Source organism: Streptomyces sp. NBC_00285 (assembly GCF_036174265.1).
In the GTDB taxonomy this organism is placed as follows: Bacteria; Actinomycetota; Actinomycetes; order Streptomycetales; family Streptomycetaceae; genus Streptomyces.
Window position 1 is genome coordinate 5,533,462 of the sequence record NZ_CP108055.1, and the last position, 15,719, is coordinate 5,549,180.

The window sequence follows — 15,719 nt, forward strand, 5'->3', positions numbered from 1 at the left end:
GCAAATTTGGATTGCGGCCGCCCCTTCAGTCGTTCACCGCAGTGGTCAGCATCGGTTGAGCACGTACACCGGAGCCCCGTCCTCCGATGCGCCCTGCGAGCGGATGCAGGCGTGCTTGCGCAGCAGCCGCAGGCATTCGTTGACGCGGTGTACGGACAGACCCGTCCGTGCCGCGATCGATTCGAGCGGGCGCCGCAGCTCACCCTCCTCGACGAGCACCGGCGCGATGACGACGGCCACGGTCCAGACGTCCTCTGTCACCGACAACCGCCGCCGCCAGTCGGCCAGCACGGACTCCGTGGTCGGCTCCGCGGACAGGTCGGCGGTGGGTGCCGGCCGTTCGAGAGCCAGGGAGTCCAGCCGGTCCGCGATGCGCTCCATTGCCAGGGCCATGGCTTGCTGCGCGGCGAGGGCGGCACGCTGCGTTTCCAGGATTTCCTCCTGGAGCGCGATCGACCTGTGCTGTGAGGCGGCGAACTGTTCGTCCGCCAGGAGATTGCGCTCTTCGAGCCGGATGATGGCTTCGGCGATCTGTTCCGGCATGGCGTACGCGATGGGGCCGCCGGGCGCGGAGGTCTGCACCTCGGCTTCCGCGAGTGCGTAGGAACCGTCCCTCTGCACGGCCTCGATCACTTCGGCGACCCACTGCTTGAAGGGCAGACACGTGGGCTTCGTACAGGCGTTGACCAGAAGGATCAAACCCTGGAGAGAGATGACGTTCAGGTCTCGACGCCACTCTCTACCTGCGGGAATGCTGAGACCGTAACCTCCAGTTAGGGTCTCAAGGGTCTCTCGCTGGTCCTCTGGGACGTGGTCGGAGAGTGCCTTCTGTGGATTTGTGTGTCCCAACTGCCTGCACACGTCGACTGCCGGGAACCAGTGTGCCGAGTCCGGCATGGTCAGCCGTCGTACGCGAGCTCCTGTGGCCGCGTACACGAAGTCGCCGATATCGATCGCCTCGTGCCGCATACGCGGGCTGGGTTCGTGCTTGCTGGGTTCGATCATGTGAACCACCTCCGCTGCGGAACTTAGGGCGGAGGAAATCGAATATGCCAACCAGCGCAGTGATGTTCACTATTGCGAGGGAATGCCGCTGATTTCGCTGGTGCAAGCGAACGGCCCGTGCCACTGGGTGCTGTCCCAGGTGCACGGGCCGTGTGCGGTGAAACGCAAAGGCGTCAGCTGATCTTCGCGTAGCCGTAGGTGATGAGCTTCTTCACGTCGGCCGTGCGGTTGGTCGCATCGGGGGCGGTCATGACGGCGCCCATGACGGACTCGCCGTTCTTCGTCGCGGCGAAGACGAGGCAGTACTTGGACTCGGTGCCCGAACCGGTCTTGATGCCGAGCGTGCCGTTCCAGCCGAGCAGGGTGTTGGTGTTCGCCCAGGCAGCCATGGTGCGGGTGCTGCCGGTCTTCGTGACCGTCTTCGCCGTGTACGACTTGGTCTTGACGACGGACTTGAAGGTCGAGTTCTTCATCACGCTGCGAGCGAGCAGCGTGAGGTCCTTCGGCGTGGAGGCGTTCGCGCCGTTGCTGTTTCCGTCGAACGAGTCGAACTTGGTGTTCGTCATGCCGAGGCTCTTCGCCGTCGTGTTCATCTTCGCGATGAACGACTTCGTACGCGCGGAGACCGTCGTGCCGGTACCGAACTTGTCGGCGAGGGCCATCGCGGCGTCGCAGCCGGAGGGCAGCATCATCCCGTAGAGCAGCTGACGGACGGTGACCTTGTCGCCGACGATCAGGTGGGCGGAGGAGGCGCCCTTGGAAACGATGTAGTCGCTGTACGCCTTCTTGATGGTGACCTTGGCGTCCAGGTTCAGGTTCGACTGCGAGAGCACGATCTTCGCGGTCATGATCTTCGTGGTGGAAGCGGTGAGCCGCTTCGTGTTGGGCGCCTTGCTGTAGAGCGTCGCGCCGGTCGCGCTGTTCATCAGGAATCCGCCCTTGGCGGTGATGGTGGGCGTCGTCAGCGCCTGCGCAGGTGCCGCGGTGAGGGCTCCGGTGGCGAGCACTGCGCCGGTCGTCAGGGCGACGGCTGCGGCTCTGCGGGCCCGGAAGCCCTTGGTGGCGGTAATCAACTTAAATACCCCGAATACGTCGAATGACCCTGTGGTGCGGCCGAGTTGGTGGGGAAAAAGCTGAGGCCGCACATGTCTGACTCGTAGATAGCACGGAAGGTTGTGCGCCAGTTGGGGCGGGTGTGGGTTTCGGTGGCCGGGGGGCCGCCGGTGGTCCGCATGCTGGACCGGTCTCCTCTTGCGTACGTGTTGTATCTAAGCTGTCGCCATGAGCCTGGCCGTGAAACAGCCCCCCGCCGCCGACCGTGTCTACGCCCTCGTCAAACAGGGTGTCCTGGACCGCCGCTACGAGGGCGGGACCCTGCTCACCGAGGGCGAGCTCGCCGAGGCCACCGGGGTGTCCCGCACTCCGGTGCGCGAGGCGCTGCTGCGGCTGGAGGTCGAGGGGCTGATCAAGCTTTACCCGAAAAAGGGAGCGCTGGTCCTGCCCGTCTCCGCCCAGGAGATCGCGGACGTGGTGGAGACCCGGCAGCTCGTGGAGGAGCACGCCGCGCGCAAGGCCGTACCGGCGTCCCCTCAGCTCATCGCGCGTCTTGAGGAACTGCTCGCACGGCAGAAGGAACAGGCCGCCGCCGGGGACCTGGCGGGCGCCGCCGTCACCGACCGCTGCTTCCACGCCGAGATCGTCCGCAGCGGCGGCAACGAGATCCTGAACCGGCTCTACGACCAGCTCCGCGACCGCCAGCTCAGGATGGGCGTCGCCGTGATGCACGCCCACCCGGACCGCATCACCAAGACCCTCGTCGAGCACGAGCAGATCCTGACGGCCCTGCGCTCCGGAGACGCGGAGGCGGTCGTGGGCCTCATCCACGGGCACGTCGAGTGGTTCTCCCACCTGGCCCGGGGCGAGGTCCGATGAGCCGGTACAGCCTCCCCGGCGACCCTCCGGGCGGGCGGCGCGCGATGGCCGTGTGGGGCGTCGGCGTCTCCGTGTACTTCGTCGCCGTCATCTTCCGTACGTCCCTCGGGGTCGCCGGCCTCGACGCCGCCGACCGCTTCCATGTGAACGCCTCGGCCCTGTCGACCTTCTCGATCCTCCAGCTCCTCGTCTACGCGGGCATGCAGATACCCGTCGGCCTGCTCGTCGACCGGCTCGGCACCAAGAAGGTGCTGACGCTGGGCGTGGTGCTCTTCACGGCGGGACAGCTCGGCTTCGCGTTCTCACCGTCGTACGGCACCGCCCTCGCCTCGCGTGCCCTGCTCGGCTGCGGCGACGCGATGACCTTCATCAGCGTGCTGCGCCTGGGCAGCCGCTGGTTCCCGGCCCGGCGCGGTCCGCTGGTCGCGCAGCTCGCCGGGCTCGTCGGCATGGCGGGCAACCTGGTCTCCACGCTGGTCCTGGCCCGGCTGCTGCACGGCATCGGCTGGACACCCGCGTTCGCGGGCAGCTCACTCGCCGGGGTCGTGGTGCTGGTCCTGCTGCTCCTCTTCCTCAAGGACCACCCCGAGGGCCACGAGCCGGAGCCGTTCCCGCACCGGGGCGCGGCCTACGTACGGCGGCAGATCACCGCGTCCTGGCGGGAGCCGGGCACCCGGCTGGGGTTGTGGGTGCACTTCACGACCCAGTTCCCGGCGATGGTGTTCCTGCTGCTGTGGGGCCTGCCGTTCCTCGTCGAGGCGCAGGGGCTGTCCCGCGCGGTGGCGGGCGAACTGCTCACGCTGGTCGTGCTGTCCAACATGGTCGTCGGACTGGTCTACGGCCAGGTCGTCGCCCGGCACCACGAGGCCCGGCTGCCGCTCGCGCTCGGGACGGTGGGGGCGACGGCCCTGCTCTGGGCGGCCACGCTGGCGTACCCGGGTGACCACGCGCCGATGTGGCTGCTGATCGTGCTGTGCGCGGTGCTCGGCTCGTGCGGGCCGGCCTCGATGCTCGGCTTCGACTTCGCGCGGCCGGCGAACCCGCCGGAACGACAGGGCACCGCCTCCGGCATCACGAACATGGGCGGCTTCGTCGCCTCCATGACCACGCTGTTCGCCGTCGGTGTGCTCCTCGACGCGACCGACGGGAACTACAGCGTCGCCTTCTCGTCCGTCTTCGTGCTCCAGGCGCTCGGCGTCAGCCAGATCCTGCGGCTGCGGAAGCGGGCGATCCGGCGGGAGCGGGAGCGGCTGGTGGCCAGCCGGGTGGAGACGGTGCACGTGCCGGTGTGAGCCGCGGAGCTGCTGAACCGGCGGGCCGCGCATGGCCGGCGTCGCGCCGCGCGCCGGTCATGGCTCGACCGCCGGCGACCGGGCCCCCGCCACGGCTGTCGGGGACGGACCGGAATCGCCGCCCGCCGCGGGGACGGATCCACCGTGACTGCCCCGACCGCCGTCCCTCAGTGCGTGACCGCGAAGTTCCTGAGGATTGCCGAGGTCAGTTCCGGGACACCCTCCGCCTTCACCCGGTCCGCCACCGACTCCAGGGTCACCCGGCCGCAGGCCAGGCGGACGTAGGTCTCCCAGTCCAGGCTGAGGGTGGCGGCGGGACCGAGGGCCGGGGCGGTCTCCAGGGTGCCGCGGCCCTGGATGTCGACCCTTATCGTGCGCAGGAACTCGATGGGGCCGTGGACGTCGAGGACGATCGCCGAACTGCGGGGCGCGTCGGCCTTGGTGGCCACTATGTCGGGGAGCGCCGCGAGAAGGACGTCACGGGCGATGTGGGCGCCGGGGGAGTCGAGGTTGCCGGGCCGGCCGAGGGCGGTACGCAGATCCTGTTCGTGCACCCAGACGTCGAAGGCGTGTCGGCGCATCGACTCTTCGAGCGTGAGTTCGGTGCTGAGGGGGCCGCGGACCTTGGTGCCCGGGTCGCGCGACTCGTTGCGCAGTTGACGGTTGCGACGGATGATCACGTACTCGAGCTCGGACGTCATCTCCGGTGCCGTGTGGTGACGGCGGACGTCGACCTGCATCTCCGTGTACCGCTGGTGCTCGTTGGTGACGTGGTACAGGTCGCGGGGCAGCGAGTGGATGGGGCGCGGATCTCCGAGCATCTCGGTGTCCAGGCCGATGACATGAGACACGATGTCCCGGACCGACCAGCCCGGGCACGGCGTACGACGGTTCCACTCGCCCTCCACGAGGGGGTTCACCAGCTCGGATATCGCTTCGATGGAGTGGGTCCAGGCGTCGGCGTAGGGCTGGAGGGTGGGATGCAGACTCACGGAACGGGACCCCTCGGCGGTCGGAGCACGGGTGGAGGTGGTGGCTGTCGGCGGGTGTCTTGGAACGCTAAGTTACGCTGCTGTGAGGCACCCCGGCAGTGCTTTCGTGTGACGATCGTAGGCCCGTGTGAACGGCTCGAATGCCAGGACGGTGGTAGTGTGCGCGCCTCTCTGATCCAGATCGCCGTGGATGAGGGCGAATCGGTCGCATCGCGGCGGGGCCGGATGGCCTCGCTGGTACGGGATCAGGCCGGTGCCGATCTCGTCGTGCTGCCGGAGCTGTGGACCACCGGGGCGTTCGCCTTCGAGGAGTTCGGGCGCGAGGCCGAGCCGCTGCAAGGGCCGACGTGCGAGGCGATGGCGAAGGCGGCGAGCGACGCGGGCGTGTGGCTGCACGCGGGCTCGATCCCGGAGCGGTCCGCTGACGGAACTCTCTACAACACCTCCCTCTTCTTCTCCCCCTCGGGCGAACTGGCCGCCACCTACCGCAAGATCCACCGCTTCGGCTTCGACAAGGGCGAGGCCGTGCTGATGGGCCGGGGCGAGGACTTGGTGACGGTCCGACTGCCCGGGACGACCTTGGGCATCGCCACCTGCTACGACCTCCGTTTCCCCGAACTCTTCCGTGGTCTCGTCGACGCGGGCGCCGAGACCCTGCTGATCTCGGCGGGCTGGCCGGAGCGCCGCCGGGCGCACTGGACGCTGCTGGCCCAGGCGCGGGCGGTCGAGAACCAGGCGTTCGTGCTTGCCTGTGGAACGGCCGGGACGCACGCCGGAGTTCCACAGGCCGGTCACTCGATCGTGGTGGATCCGTGGGGCGAGGTCCTGGCGGAGGCGGGCGCGGGCGAGGAGGTCCTCAGCGTGGAGTTCGACCCCGGCAAGGTGGCCGTGACCAGGGAACAGTTCCCGGCTCTGAAGGACCGGGTCCTCTGACGCCGCACCGCGGGGCGGTCAGTCGTCCTCGCGTTCCTTCTCGGCGAGGTGGATCACGCACACGGCCACGGCGATGAGCAGCGCCGGATCCGCGTCCTCGCGGACGATGTCGACGCCGTAGGTCTCGCGGACGTGCAACCATCGTCGTGAGACCACCGCGAGCAGCTCGCCGTCGTACTCCACGGCGAACTCGCGGTCGAGGATCTTGCCGCTGACGTCGAGTTCGGTGCTGCCGTCGGCGAGGGCGACCCGGTAGTGGTTGCGCAGCAGCGACAGGCGTTTCCGTCTGATCGTCGCCAGCGGCTCGCCGTCCCGTTCGATCAGCATGGTGTCGCGCAGGGCGAACATCTTCTGGCGGATGTCGATCAGGACCCGCCCGCGGGTGTCCTTCAACTCGAAGGTGTCCCTGAGCCGCATTGCCTTGCCGTCGACCAGGAACATCTTGGTGCCCCGGTCGTCCTCGATCCAGTAGTCGTCACCGAAGCCGAGGAGCCGGTCGCGTACGAGGAATCTCATGCCGTTACCGCTTCCCCCGTGGCCGGCCCGAAACGCCGTCTGTAGGCCGACGGGCCGAGTCCCGTCCCACTTCGCACACGCGCGCGAAGCACGGGGAGCCCCCGGGTGTGCTGCTGGTTCACGCCCGGTACCGCAGACCCCCCGGGCTCACAACGTCGACCCGATCCGCGCATTGCTGACGGTTGTTCACGAATGCGACTTACATGCCGTATCCGTCCCGGCGCCGCTCCTGCTCTATGACCGTCGGCGCGGTGGGCGGTACCACCACACGCCGTCGCCGGGCGATGCTGCTGAACGTCGTCACGCCGATCAGTCCCACGATCATCAGGATCACACCGACCAGGTCGAGGTTGACCCCCTGCATGTGCCAGTCGGTGGCGAACGTGAGGATTGCTCCTGCGGCGATGAGGATGATGCACCCGCCGAGGCCCATGAGTGTCGCCTCCCTGTCCGGTCCGGTCGTTCCGGTCCGAACTCGCGAGTACCCCCACTTTCCGCGAACTACCCCTCCAGGAACGCCACCAGAGCGTTCGCCAGCAGATGCGGGTCGTCCGCGCCGCACAACTCCCGGACGCTGTGCATCGACAGGATCGCCACACCGATGTCCACGGTCTTGATGCCGTGCCGTGCCGCGGTGATCGGGCCGATCGTCGTGCCGCAGGGCATGGAGTTGTTGGAGACGAAGGTCTGGAAGGGCACGCCGGCCTTCTCGCAGGCGGCGGCCCACACGGCCCGGCCCGAACCGTCCGTGGCGTAGCGGTTGTTGACGTTGACCTTGAGGATCGGCCCGCCGTTGACGCGTGGGTGGTGGGTCGGGTCGTGCCGTTCCGCGTAGTTGGGGTGCACGGCGTGCCCGGTGTCGGAGGACAGACAGACCGTCCCCGCGAAGGCCCGCGCCCGGTCCTCGTACGACCCGCCGCGCGCGAACACCGAGCGCTCCAGGACCCCGCCGAGCAGCGGCCCGTCCGCGCCGGTGTCCGACTGCGAGCCGTTCTCCTCGTGGTCGAAGGCGGCGAGGACGGGGATGTACGGCAGCTCCGGGCGGGCGGACACCGCGGTCAGCGCGGCCACGCCCGCGTGCACGGACAGCAGGTTGTCCATCCGCGGTCCCGCCACCAGCTCGTGGTCCCGGCCGAGGTAGGCGGGCGCCTCCACGGAGTGCGTCATCAGGTCCCAGCCGGTCACCTCGCCCGCGCCGAGCCCCGACTCCTCCTCCAGGAACGCGATCAGGTCGCCGTCGCGCACATCGTCCCCGAGACCCCAGATGGGCTGCAGATGCCGCTGCTTGTCGAGCTTGAGCCCCTCGGAGGACACCGCGCGGTCCAGGTGGATGGCGAGCTGAGGCACCCTCAGCAGCGGCCGGTCCACGTTCACCAGCCGCGTCGAACCGTCCCGCAGGGTGAGCCGGCCCGCGAGCCCCAGGTCGCGGTCGAGCCAGGAGTTCATCAGCGGCCCGCCGTAGATCTCCACGGCGACCTGGCGCCAGCCGTGCGCCCCCGCGTCGGGCAGCGGCTTGACCCGCAGGTTCGGGGAGTCGGTGTGCGCGCCGACGATCCGGTACGGCGTGTGGGGCGCCGTACCCTCCGGGACGTACCAGGCGATGATCGCGCCGCCGCGCAGCACGTACTTGCCGCCGCTCGACCCTTCCCAGGCGTCCGTCTCCGAGACCTGGCGGAAGCCTGCCTTCTCCAGCCGCTCGGCAGCGTTCGCCACCGCGTGGTACGGCGTGGGGCTCGCCGCCAGGAAGGTCATGAGGTCGTCGGTGTGGCCGCGGTCGAGGCGGTGGGGTGCGCTCATGGGGTTCACCTTAACGACGTACGAGAGCCCGCTCCCTGGATCGGGAGCGGGCTCTCGTGAGGACGTGTGCAGCTGTACAGATGTGTCCTAGAACGCGGCCTCGTCCAGTTCCATCAGGTCCAGGTCGACGCCCTCGGCGATCTTGCGGGCCAGGGTCACGCCGGGCAGGACGTCGGCCGCGAAGAACTTCGCCGCCGCGATCTTGCCGGTGTAGAAGGCCACGTCCTTGGCGGCGGCCGACTCCAGCTTCTCGGCGGCGATCGCCGCACCCTTGAGGAGGAGGTAGCCGACGACGACGTCACCGGAGGCCATCAGCAGGCGGCTGGTGTTGAGGCCCACCTTGTACATGTTCTTGACGTCCTGCTCGGTGGCCGCGAGGTCGGTCAGCATCACACCGACGATGGCCTCCAGCTCGACGGCCGCCTTCGCCAGGTGCTCACGGGCGCCCGCGAGCACCTCGCCCCCGGAGCCCAGCGCCAGGAACTTCTTGATGTCCTCGGCGAGGGAGTTGAGGGCCGAACCCTGGTTGCGGACGATCTTCCGGAAGAAGAAGTCCTGGCCCTGGATCGCGGTCGTGCCCTCGTAGAGGGTGTCGATCTTCGCGTCGCGGATGTACTGCTCGATCGGGTACTCCTGCAGGAACCCGGAGCCGCCGAAGGTCTGGAGCGACTGGGCGAGCTGCTCGTAGCCCTTCTCGGAGCCGTAGCCCTTGACGATCGGCAGGAGCAGGTCGTTCAGCGCGTGCTCGGTCTTCGCGTCCTCGCCCGCGGCCGTCTTGACGGCGATCGCGTCCTGGATCGAGGCCGTGTAGAGGACGAGGGCGCGCATGCCCTCCGCGTACGCCTTCTGCGTGATGAGCGCGCGGCGCACGTCGGGGTGGTGGGTGATGGTGACCTTGGGCGCGGCCTTGTCCATGAACTTCGCCAGGTCGGGGCCCTGGACGCGCTCCTTGGCGTACTCCAGCGCGTTGAGGTAGCCCGTCGACAGCGTGGAGATCGCCTTCGTGCCGACCATCATCCGCGCCATCTCGATGATGCGGAACATCTGGCGGATGCCGTCGTGCTTGTCGCCGATCAGCCAGCCCTTGGCCGGGTGCTGGTCGCCGAAGGTCATCTCGCAGGTGTTGGAGGCCTTGAGGCCCATCTTGTGCTCGACGTTGGTGGCGTAGACGCCGTTGCGCTCGCCCAGCTCGCCGGTCTCGAAGTCGAAGAGGAACTTCGGGACGAGGAAGAGGGACAGCCCCTTGGTGCCCGGACCGGCACCTTCCGGCCGCGCGAGCACGTAGTGGAGGATGTTCTCCTCCATGTCGTGCTCACCCGACGTGATGAAACGCTTGACGCCCTCGATGTGCCAGGAGCCGTCCTCCTGCTCCGTCGCCTTGGTACGGCCCGCGCCGACGTCGGAGCCCGCGTCGGGCTCGGTGAGTACCATGGTCGAGCCCCAGGTCCGCTCCACCGCGATCTTCGCGATGTGCTTCTGGACGTCGTTGCCCTCGTCGAAGAGGATCCCGGCGAACGCCGGGCCGGAGCAGTACATCCACACGGCCGGGTTCGCGCCGAGGACCATCTCCGCGTACGACCAGATCAGGGACGGCGGAGCCGTCGTGCCGCCGATCTCCTCGGGCAGGCCGAGCCGCCAGTACTCGGAGTCCATGAAGGCCTTGTAGCTCTTCTTGAAGGACGCCGGGACCGGTGCGGTGTTCGTCTCCGGGTCGAAGACCGGCGGGTTGCGGTCGGCGTCCGTGAAGGACTCCGCCAGCTCGTTCTCCGAGAGGCGGACCAGCTCCTCCAGGATGCTCTTCGCGGTCTCGACGTCCATTTCCTCGAACGGGCCAGTGCCGTACAGCTGGTCGCGCCCGAGCACCTCGAAAAGGTTGAACTCGATGTCGCGGAGGTTCGACTTGTAGTGCCCCATGGCTCCGGCTCCGTTGAGAGATCGGCGAGGCACTTGGTTCCTCGCACCAGTTCACATACCAACAAGTAGCTACGATGATGCTACCCGCCGGTAATAACGTGCAACCCGATCCCGCCATCTGTGACGGTTCACACCGCGACCGTCAGCGTGGCGCTGTACCCCTCCCGCACACTCCCCCGCACCGTCGCGAGCTGCTGGTCGTGTCCGTCACGGAAGACCATGTCCGTGTCCAGGGAGAGCCGGCTCAGGTTGTCCACACTGCTCTCGTACCCCTCGGTGGCGTACACCGTGTCGCACACGTCCTTCGGGAGGGCCAGCTGCGAGGTGTTCGTGATCGCCGTGGCGCCCGTCGCGTCCCGGAGGCTGCCGTAGACCTCGAAGTGGATGTGCGGCCAGCGGCCGGTGTAACAGCCCGGGAAGACGCTGGTGAACGTGACCCGCCCCTCCTCGTCGGTCTCCTGGACACCACGCAGGTAGTTCTCGTCGGTGACGCCCTCGGTGTACAGGGAGTAGCCGCCCTCGCGGTCGCAGTGCCAGACATAGACCGCGGCGCCCTTCCTCGGCGCCCCGCATCCGGAGCCGGCGTCCACGACCGTGAGAGTGAACGTCAGGGGCACGCCCTCGGCGGTGCCGCCCGCGGACTCACCGAAACTCCGGGTGATGTCACCGCGCACCACCCCGCTCTCCTTCAGCACGTTCACGCCGTTCGAACCGTCGCCGGGATAGGGCCCCGCGGTCTCCTCGGGGACGGTGACGCACTCCGCAGGACTCGCATCGGTACCCCCGTCGCCCGTCGACCCCGAAGAAGGTGCGCTCGCGGCCGCCGGAGAAGAGGAGCCGTCGGCGGTACACCCGGCCAGGGGCACCAGGCTCGCCCCCGCTCCCGCCATGAGCCGGATCATCCGCCGGCGGGCGAGAACAGGCAGGTCGTAGGAGAGGCCTCTGTCGTGCTCGTGGACCTCGTCGTCGTGATGTCGGTGCATGAACCGACGCTATGAGCCCGCGCCGCCCGAAGACCAGCGTGGCGGCTGTCAGGTGCCTGTCGATTTCCCAGGTACCCACAGCCGTCCACCCGCCGCCCGGCTCTCGGTAGGCTTACGCCCATGTACGGCTACGAGCAGAATGCTGGTGCCCAGCAGCAGTACGGCGTCCCACCGCAGCAGCCCATGGCCGGCGGTGCGGGCGGGTACGGCCAGCAGCCGCCGCTGTACCCCGAGCCGTCCCCGCCCTCCCTCGCGGACGCGGTGCGCGCCTTCACCACCGGCCAGCTGGCCGCCGAGGACTTCCAGCAGGTCTTCGCCACCTCCAAGGTCTACTGCCCGCGCGGCGACAACCCCGGATTCCTCGCCCTGCACAACACCCAGCAGCCGGTGATCCCCATGTTCACCACGCTCAAGGAACTGCGCCGGTACGCGGGCAAGGAGTCCAAGTACTTCGTCATCACCGGCGCCGAGGTCCTCGACCTGCTCCCGACCGGCTACGGCTTCGTCGTCGACATGGAGGGCGAACACCGCATCGTCTTCGACGCGAAGGCCGTGGAGCAGATGGTGGAGTTCGCGATGCGCAGGATGTACGGGTAGCCGACACCTCACGGGGCGTGGCGTGGTGCCGGACTGTGCGGCTCCCGGTCCACGCGGTGTTGCGCCACCGGTGCCGTGCCGCGCGGTGGACGCTCGACGGAGTGCGCCGCCTTGCCGTGCGATCTCCGGACGCGTGCCGGCCGGTCGGCGCAGCTCTCCGGGCCCGCGTCGGCAGGGCGCGTCAGGGAGCCTGCTTCTTCAGACGCAGTGACAGACCGTCCAGGACGACGTCCAGGGCGGCCTCGAACTTCGCCTCCCTCAAGGCCACCGGGTCCGTGGTGGCCGCCTCCTCCGTGTCGGCGTACCCCTGGGCCAGATGGCTGTGGGAGGCCGTGGCCTGCTGGACCGCGGGCAGGAGGCGGGCGATGAGCCCCGACTCGGAGTCACCGGAACGGGCGACCGTGGTGAGCCAGGCGGCCTCCGTGGTGCTCATCCCGATCACGTACGACATCACGGCGTCGATCGCCGTACCGGGATCCCGGAACCCGGCAGCGGTGAACAGGGCCGCCAGCCGCTCCGAGTAGGACATGAGGTTGGGCCCGAGGTAGGCGAGGCCCGCCTGGCCGAGAACCGGGGGCAGCCACGGGTGCCGCAGAGCGGTCGTGCGGAAGGAGCGGGTCGCTTCCGTGACGGCCGCGCGCCAGTCGGGGCCGTCCGCCGACGGTACGTGGATCTCCGCGGCGACCTCGTCCACCGCCAGCTCCATCAGCTCGTCCTTCGTGGCCACGTGCCGGTAGAGGGAGGCCGCGCCCGCGTTCAGCCGGGTGGCGAGCTTGCGCATGCTCAGCGCCTCGACACCCTCCGCGTCCAGCATGCCGATCGCCTCGCGCACGATCGCCGTGCGGCTGAGCGCGGGCTGGTCGGAGGCGCGTGACGGGCGGGCCCAGACGGAGGGAATGGGGCTCGGCTCGGTCGTCATCGGTACTCCTTCTGGCGCGGCCCGACCTGCTGCGTACGTCGTTCGCGTCGAGCGTACATGAATCGATCCTTGCGAACGCTGCCTCTATCTGCGTACAGTGTTCGCAACGAAGGAACGGTGTTCGCAGACCGGAGGGGAACTGTCATGAATGCCTTGGGAACCCGCGATCCACGCCGCTGGTGGATCCTGGTCGTGCTCTGCCTCAGCAGCCTGGTGCTGGTCGTCGACAGCATGGCCCTGACCGTCGCGGTACCGGTCATGACCGAGGAGATCGGGGCGAGCGCCCAGGACACCCAGTGGATCCTGGACTCCTACATCCTGGTCTTCGCCGGCCTCCTGCTCACCTCCGGCAGCCTGGGCGACCGCTTCGGCCGCCGCAAGGTGATGCTGATCGGACTCGTGCTCTTCGGGGCGGCCTCACTGACCGCGATCTGGTGCACCACCCCCGGCGAGGTGATAGCCGTCCGGATCGCGATGGGCCTCGGCGGCGCACTGGTCATGCCGTCCACGCTCTCGATCCTCATCACCGTCTTCGACGAGGACGAACGCGGCAGGGCGATGGCGGCCTGGAGCTCGGTGGCGATGCTCGGCCTGGTGGGCAGCCCCGTCCTGGGCGGTGTCCTGATCGACCACTTCTCCTGGCAGTCGATCTTCCTCCTCAACGTGCCGGTCGTGGCCCTCGCGATCGCCGCCGGCCTGACACTGATGCCGGAGTCCAAGGCACCCTGGCAGAAGGCCGACCCCCTCGGCGCAGTGCTCTCGGCGGCCGGGATGACCGCCCTGGTCTGGTGGATCATCGAGCTTCCGCAGCACGGCATATGGACAGCCGCACTGCCCCTGGCCATCGTCTCCCTGGCCGGCTTCGTGATCTGGGAGAACATCACCACATCCCCCATGGTCCCGCTGAGCCTCTTCAAGCACCGCAACTTCAGCGGAGGTTCGCTCTCACTGGCCCTGGTCCAGATCGGCAACGGCGGTCTGCTGCTGGTCCTCACCCAGTACCTCCAGTTCGTGCTCGGCTACTCACCCGTCAAGGCGGGCCTGGCCTTCCTGCCGCTGGCCGTCACGGCCCTCATCGGCAACGGCATCGGGGTCAAGATCGCCGCCAAGTACGGCAACCGGTGGGTGATCCTCGCGGGCATGCTGGTGATGGTGACCTGCTTCGCCCTGCTGACCACGGTCTCGGCGGACTCCGGCTTCACCGTCCCGGCGGTGGCACTCGGTCTGCTCGGCCTCGGCGCGGGTCTGGCGATGCCCGCCGCGGTGGCCGCGCTGATGGGTACGATCCCCGAGGACAAGGCAGGCGTCGGCTCTGCGCTGAACGACACCGTGCAGCAGGCCGGCACCGCACTGGGCATCGCGATCCTCGGCTCGCTCCTGTCGAGCGGCTTCGCCAACCGGATGCCCGAGGGGACACCGGAACAGGCGAAGCACTCGATCGCCGGGGCGGTGGCACTGGGGGACATCGGTCTGCTGACGTCGGCCCGCGAGGCCTTCACGGCCGCCATGTCCACGACCTTCACGGTCAGCGCGGTCGGTGTCCTGGCGGCGGCGCTGCTGGCGGCACTGATGATGAGGGACGACCGGCCAAAGCCGGGGGCGGCTGCCGAAACCACGGCAACCGAGGGGACGAACGAGGGGGAGACCGATCGGGAACCGGAGCTCGCCGTCTGACCTCCTGAGCGAGGGGTGCGGAGGGCGCGGGGATTCGGGAAGGCCCGGAGGGAATGTCCTCCGGGCTTCTGCCGTTAGGGGTGGCAGAAAGTTCAATGCTCAACTAAACTCGAACCACAAGGAGGTACCGACATGCCTGCAGTGACTGTCGACAACCCGCTGACCCTGCCGCGCGTGGCCGCGACGGCGGACGCGGTGGCCCGTCCCGTCCTCGGCGTGACGACCGCGCCGAGTGGCTTCGAGGGGGAGGGTTTCCCGGTACGCCGGGCTTTCGCCGGGATCAACTACCGGCAGCTCGACCCGTTCATCATGATGGACCAGATGGGTGAGGTCGATTACCCTGCCGGCGCCCCGAAGGGGACCCCCTGGCACCCGCACCGCGGCTTCGAGACCGTCACCTACATCATCGACGGGACCTTCATCCACCAGGACAGCAACGGTGGGGGCGGCACCATCACGAACGGGGACACCCAGTGGATGACAGCGGGCTCCGGCCTGCTGCACATCGAGACCCCGCCTGAGTCGCTCGTGAAGTCCGGCGGTCTCTTCCACGGCCTGCAGCTGTGGGTGAATCTGCCGGCCAAGGACAAGATGAAGGACCCGCGCTACCAGGACATCCGCGGTGGCCAGGTGCAACTTCTGACCTCGCCGGACGGGGGTGCGCTGCTGAGGGTGATCGCGGGTGAGCTGGACGGGCACCAAGGCCCTGGCGTCACGCACACGCCGATCACGATGATCCACGCGACGCTGGCGCCGGGAGCGGAGATCACGCTGCCGTGGAGCGAGGAGTACAACGCCCTCGCGTATGTCCTTGCGGGCCGCGGCAGCGTCGGTGCCGAACGCCGCCCGATCCACCTGGGCCAGACCGCCGTCTTCGGCTCCGGCTCTTCTCTGACCGTGCGCGCGGACGAGAAGCAGGATTCGAACGCGCCGGACCTGGAGGTCGTGCTCCTGGGCGGCCAGCCGATCCGTGAACCGATGGCCCACTACGGCCCCTTCGTGATGAACACCCGCGAGGAGCTGCAGCAGGCATTCGAGGACTTCCAGAAGGGGCGTCTGGGGACGGTTCCGGCGGTGCACGGAATGACCGAGGGCGGGCTGTAAGTCCGGTACGGTACGACGCAGGCCCGAAGCCGCAACCTTGTTTTGCGGCTTCGGGCCTGTC

At 68.6% G+C, this 15,719-nt stretch carries 15 protein-coding genes; 6 read left to right on the forward strand and 9 right to left on the reverse strand.

Annotated elements, in window-relative coordinates; translation table 11 throughout:
* Positions 1-45 precede the first annotated feature (45 nt).
* Positions 46-1,005, reverse strand: a complete 960-nt coding sequence (locus OHT57_RS25445; protein WP_328748801.1) for a BRO-N domain-containing protein — start codon at positions 1,003-1,005, stop codon at positions 46-48.
* A 173-nt stretch (positions 1,006-1,178) separates the two neighbouring features.
* The gene (locus tag OHT57_RS25450; protein WP_443053484.1) at positions 1,179-2,078 is read right to left on the reverse strand and encodes a D-alanyl-D-alanine carboxypeptidase family protein; all 900 of its coding nucleotides are present in this window, start codon (positions 2,076-2,078) and stop codon (positions 1,179-1,181) included.
* Positions 2,079-2,286: 208 nt separating this feature from the next.
* Between OHT57_RS25450 and OHT57_RS25455 the strand changes: the two genes are divergently transcribed.
* Positions 2,287-2,937 (forward strand): GntR family transcriptional regulator, encoded by a 651-nt coding sequence (locus OHT57_RS25455; RefSeq protein ID WP_328748802.1) that lies wholly within the window; start codon positions 2,287-2,289, stop codon positions 2,935-2,937.
* Complete coding sequence (locus tag OHT57_RS25460; protein ID WP_328748803.1) at positions 2,934-4,229, forward strand: MFS transporter; 1,296 nt, start codon at positions 2,934-2,936, stop codon at positions 4,227-4,229. The genes OHT57_RS25455 and OHT57_RS25460 overlap by 4 nt, the downstream gene beginning before the upstream one ends.
* A 167-nt stretch (positions 4,230-4,396) precedes the next feature.
* Here the strand turns inward: OHT57_RS25460 and OHT57_RS25465 are convergent, their stop codons facing one another.
* Positions 4,397-5,221, reverse strand: coding sequence for a maleylpyruvate isomerase family mycothiol-dependent enzyme (locus tag OHT57_RS25465; RefSeq protein WP_328748804.1), 825 nt, complete (start codon positions 5,219-5,221; stop codon positions 4,397-4,399).
* 159 nt (positions 5,222-5,380) lie between these two features.
* Here OHT57_RS25465 and OHT57_RS25470 point away from each other — a divergent pair, with 159 nt between their 5' ends.
* Complete coding sequence (locus OHT57_RS25470) at positions 5,381-6,154, forward strand: carbon-nitrogen family hydrolase (protein WP_328748805.1); 774 nt, start codon at positions 5,381-5,383, stop codon at positions 6,152-6,154.
* 18 nt (positions 6,155-6,172) lie between these two features.
* On the opposite strand, the gene OHT57_RS25475 is transcribed toward OHT57_RS25470, so the two are convergent.
* The 5 genes from OHT57_RS25475 to OHT57_RS25495 all read right to left on the reverse strand — a co-directional run bounded on the left by OHT57_RS25475 (position 6,173) and on the right by OHT57_RS25495 (position 11,364).
* A complete protein-coding gene (locus OHT57_RS25475; protein WP_328748806.1) occupies positions 6,173-6,670 on the reverse strand; it encodes an LURP-one-related/scramblase family protein in 498 nt (165 codons plus the stop codon).
* A gap of 199 nt (positions 6,671-6,869) precedes the next feature.
* Positions 6,870-7,103 carry a DUF6458 family protein gene (locus OHT57_RS25480; RefSeq protein WP_328748807.1) on the reverse strand — a complete coding sequence of 78 codons (234 nt, stop codon included), beginning with the start codon at positions 7,101-7,103 and terminating at the stop codon, positions 6,870-6,872.
* 68 nt (positions 7,104-7,171) lie between these two features.
* Positions 7,172-8,467 carry a M18 family aminopeptidase gene (locus tag OHT57_RS25485; RefSeq protein ID WP_328748808.1) on the reverse strand — a complete coding sequence of 432 codons (1,296 nt, stop codon included), beginning with the start codon at positions 8,465-8,467 and terminating at the stop codon, positions 7,172-7,174.
* 87 nt (positions 8,468-8,554) lie between these two features.
* Positions 8,555-10,381: an acyl-CoA dehydrogenase gene (locus OHT57_RS25490; protein ID WP_328748809.1), complete on the reverse strand. Its 1,827-nt coding sequence runs from the start codon at positions 10,379-10,381 to the stop codon at positions 8,555-8,557.
* A gap of 128 nt (positions 10,382-10,509) precedes the next feature.
* Complete coding sequence (locus OHT57_RS25495; RefSeq protein WP_328748810.1) at positions 10,510-11,364, reverse strand: dioxygenase family protein; 855 nt, start codon at positions 11,362-11,364, stop codon at positions 10,510-10,512.
* 120 nt (positions 11,365-11,484) lie between these two features.
* On the opposite strand from OHT57_RS25495, the gene OHT57_RS25500 reads away from it, so the two are divergent.
* Positions 11,485-11,961 carry an SseB family protein gene (locus tag OHT57_RS25500; RefSeq protein WP_328748811.1) on the forward strand — a complete coding sequence of 159 codons (477 nt, stop codon included), beginning with the start codon at positions 11,485-11,487 and terminating at the stop codon, positions 11,959-11,961.
* A 181-nt stretch (positions 11,962-12,142) separates the two neighbouring features.
* Here the strand turns inward: OHT57_RS25500 and OHT57_RS25505 are convergent, their stop codons facing one another.
* On the reverse strand, positions 12,143-12,880 hold the full coding sequence (locus OHT57_RS25505; protein WP_328748812.1) for a TetR/AcrR family transcriptional regulator: 738 nt from the start codon (positions 12,878-12,880) through the stop codon (positions 12,143-12,145).
* Between the two features lie 144 nt (positions 12,881-13,024).
* Here OHT57_RS25505 and OHT57_RS25510 point away from each other — a divergent pair, with 144 nt between their 5' ends.
* Both OHT57_RS25510 and OHT57_RS25515 read left to right on the forward strand, forming a co-directional pair.
* A complete protein-coding gene (locus tag OHT57_RS25510; protein ID WP_328748814.1) occupies positions 13,025-14,554 on the forward strand; it encodes an MFS transporter in 1,530 nt (509 codons plus the stop codon).
* A gap of 132 nt (positions 14,555-14,686) precedes the next feature.
* Positions 14,687-15,658 (forward strand): pirin family protein, encoded by a 972-nt coding sequence (locus tag OHT57_RS25515; protein WP_328748815.1) that lies wholly within the window; start codon positions 14,687-14,689, stop codon positions 15,656-15,658.
* Positions 15,659-15,719 lie beyond the last annotated feature (61 nt).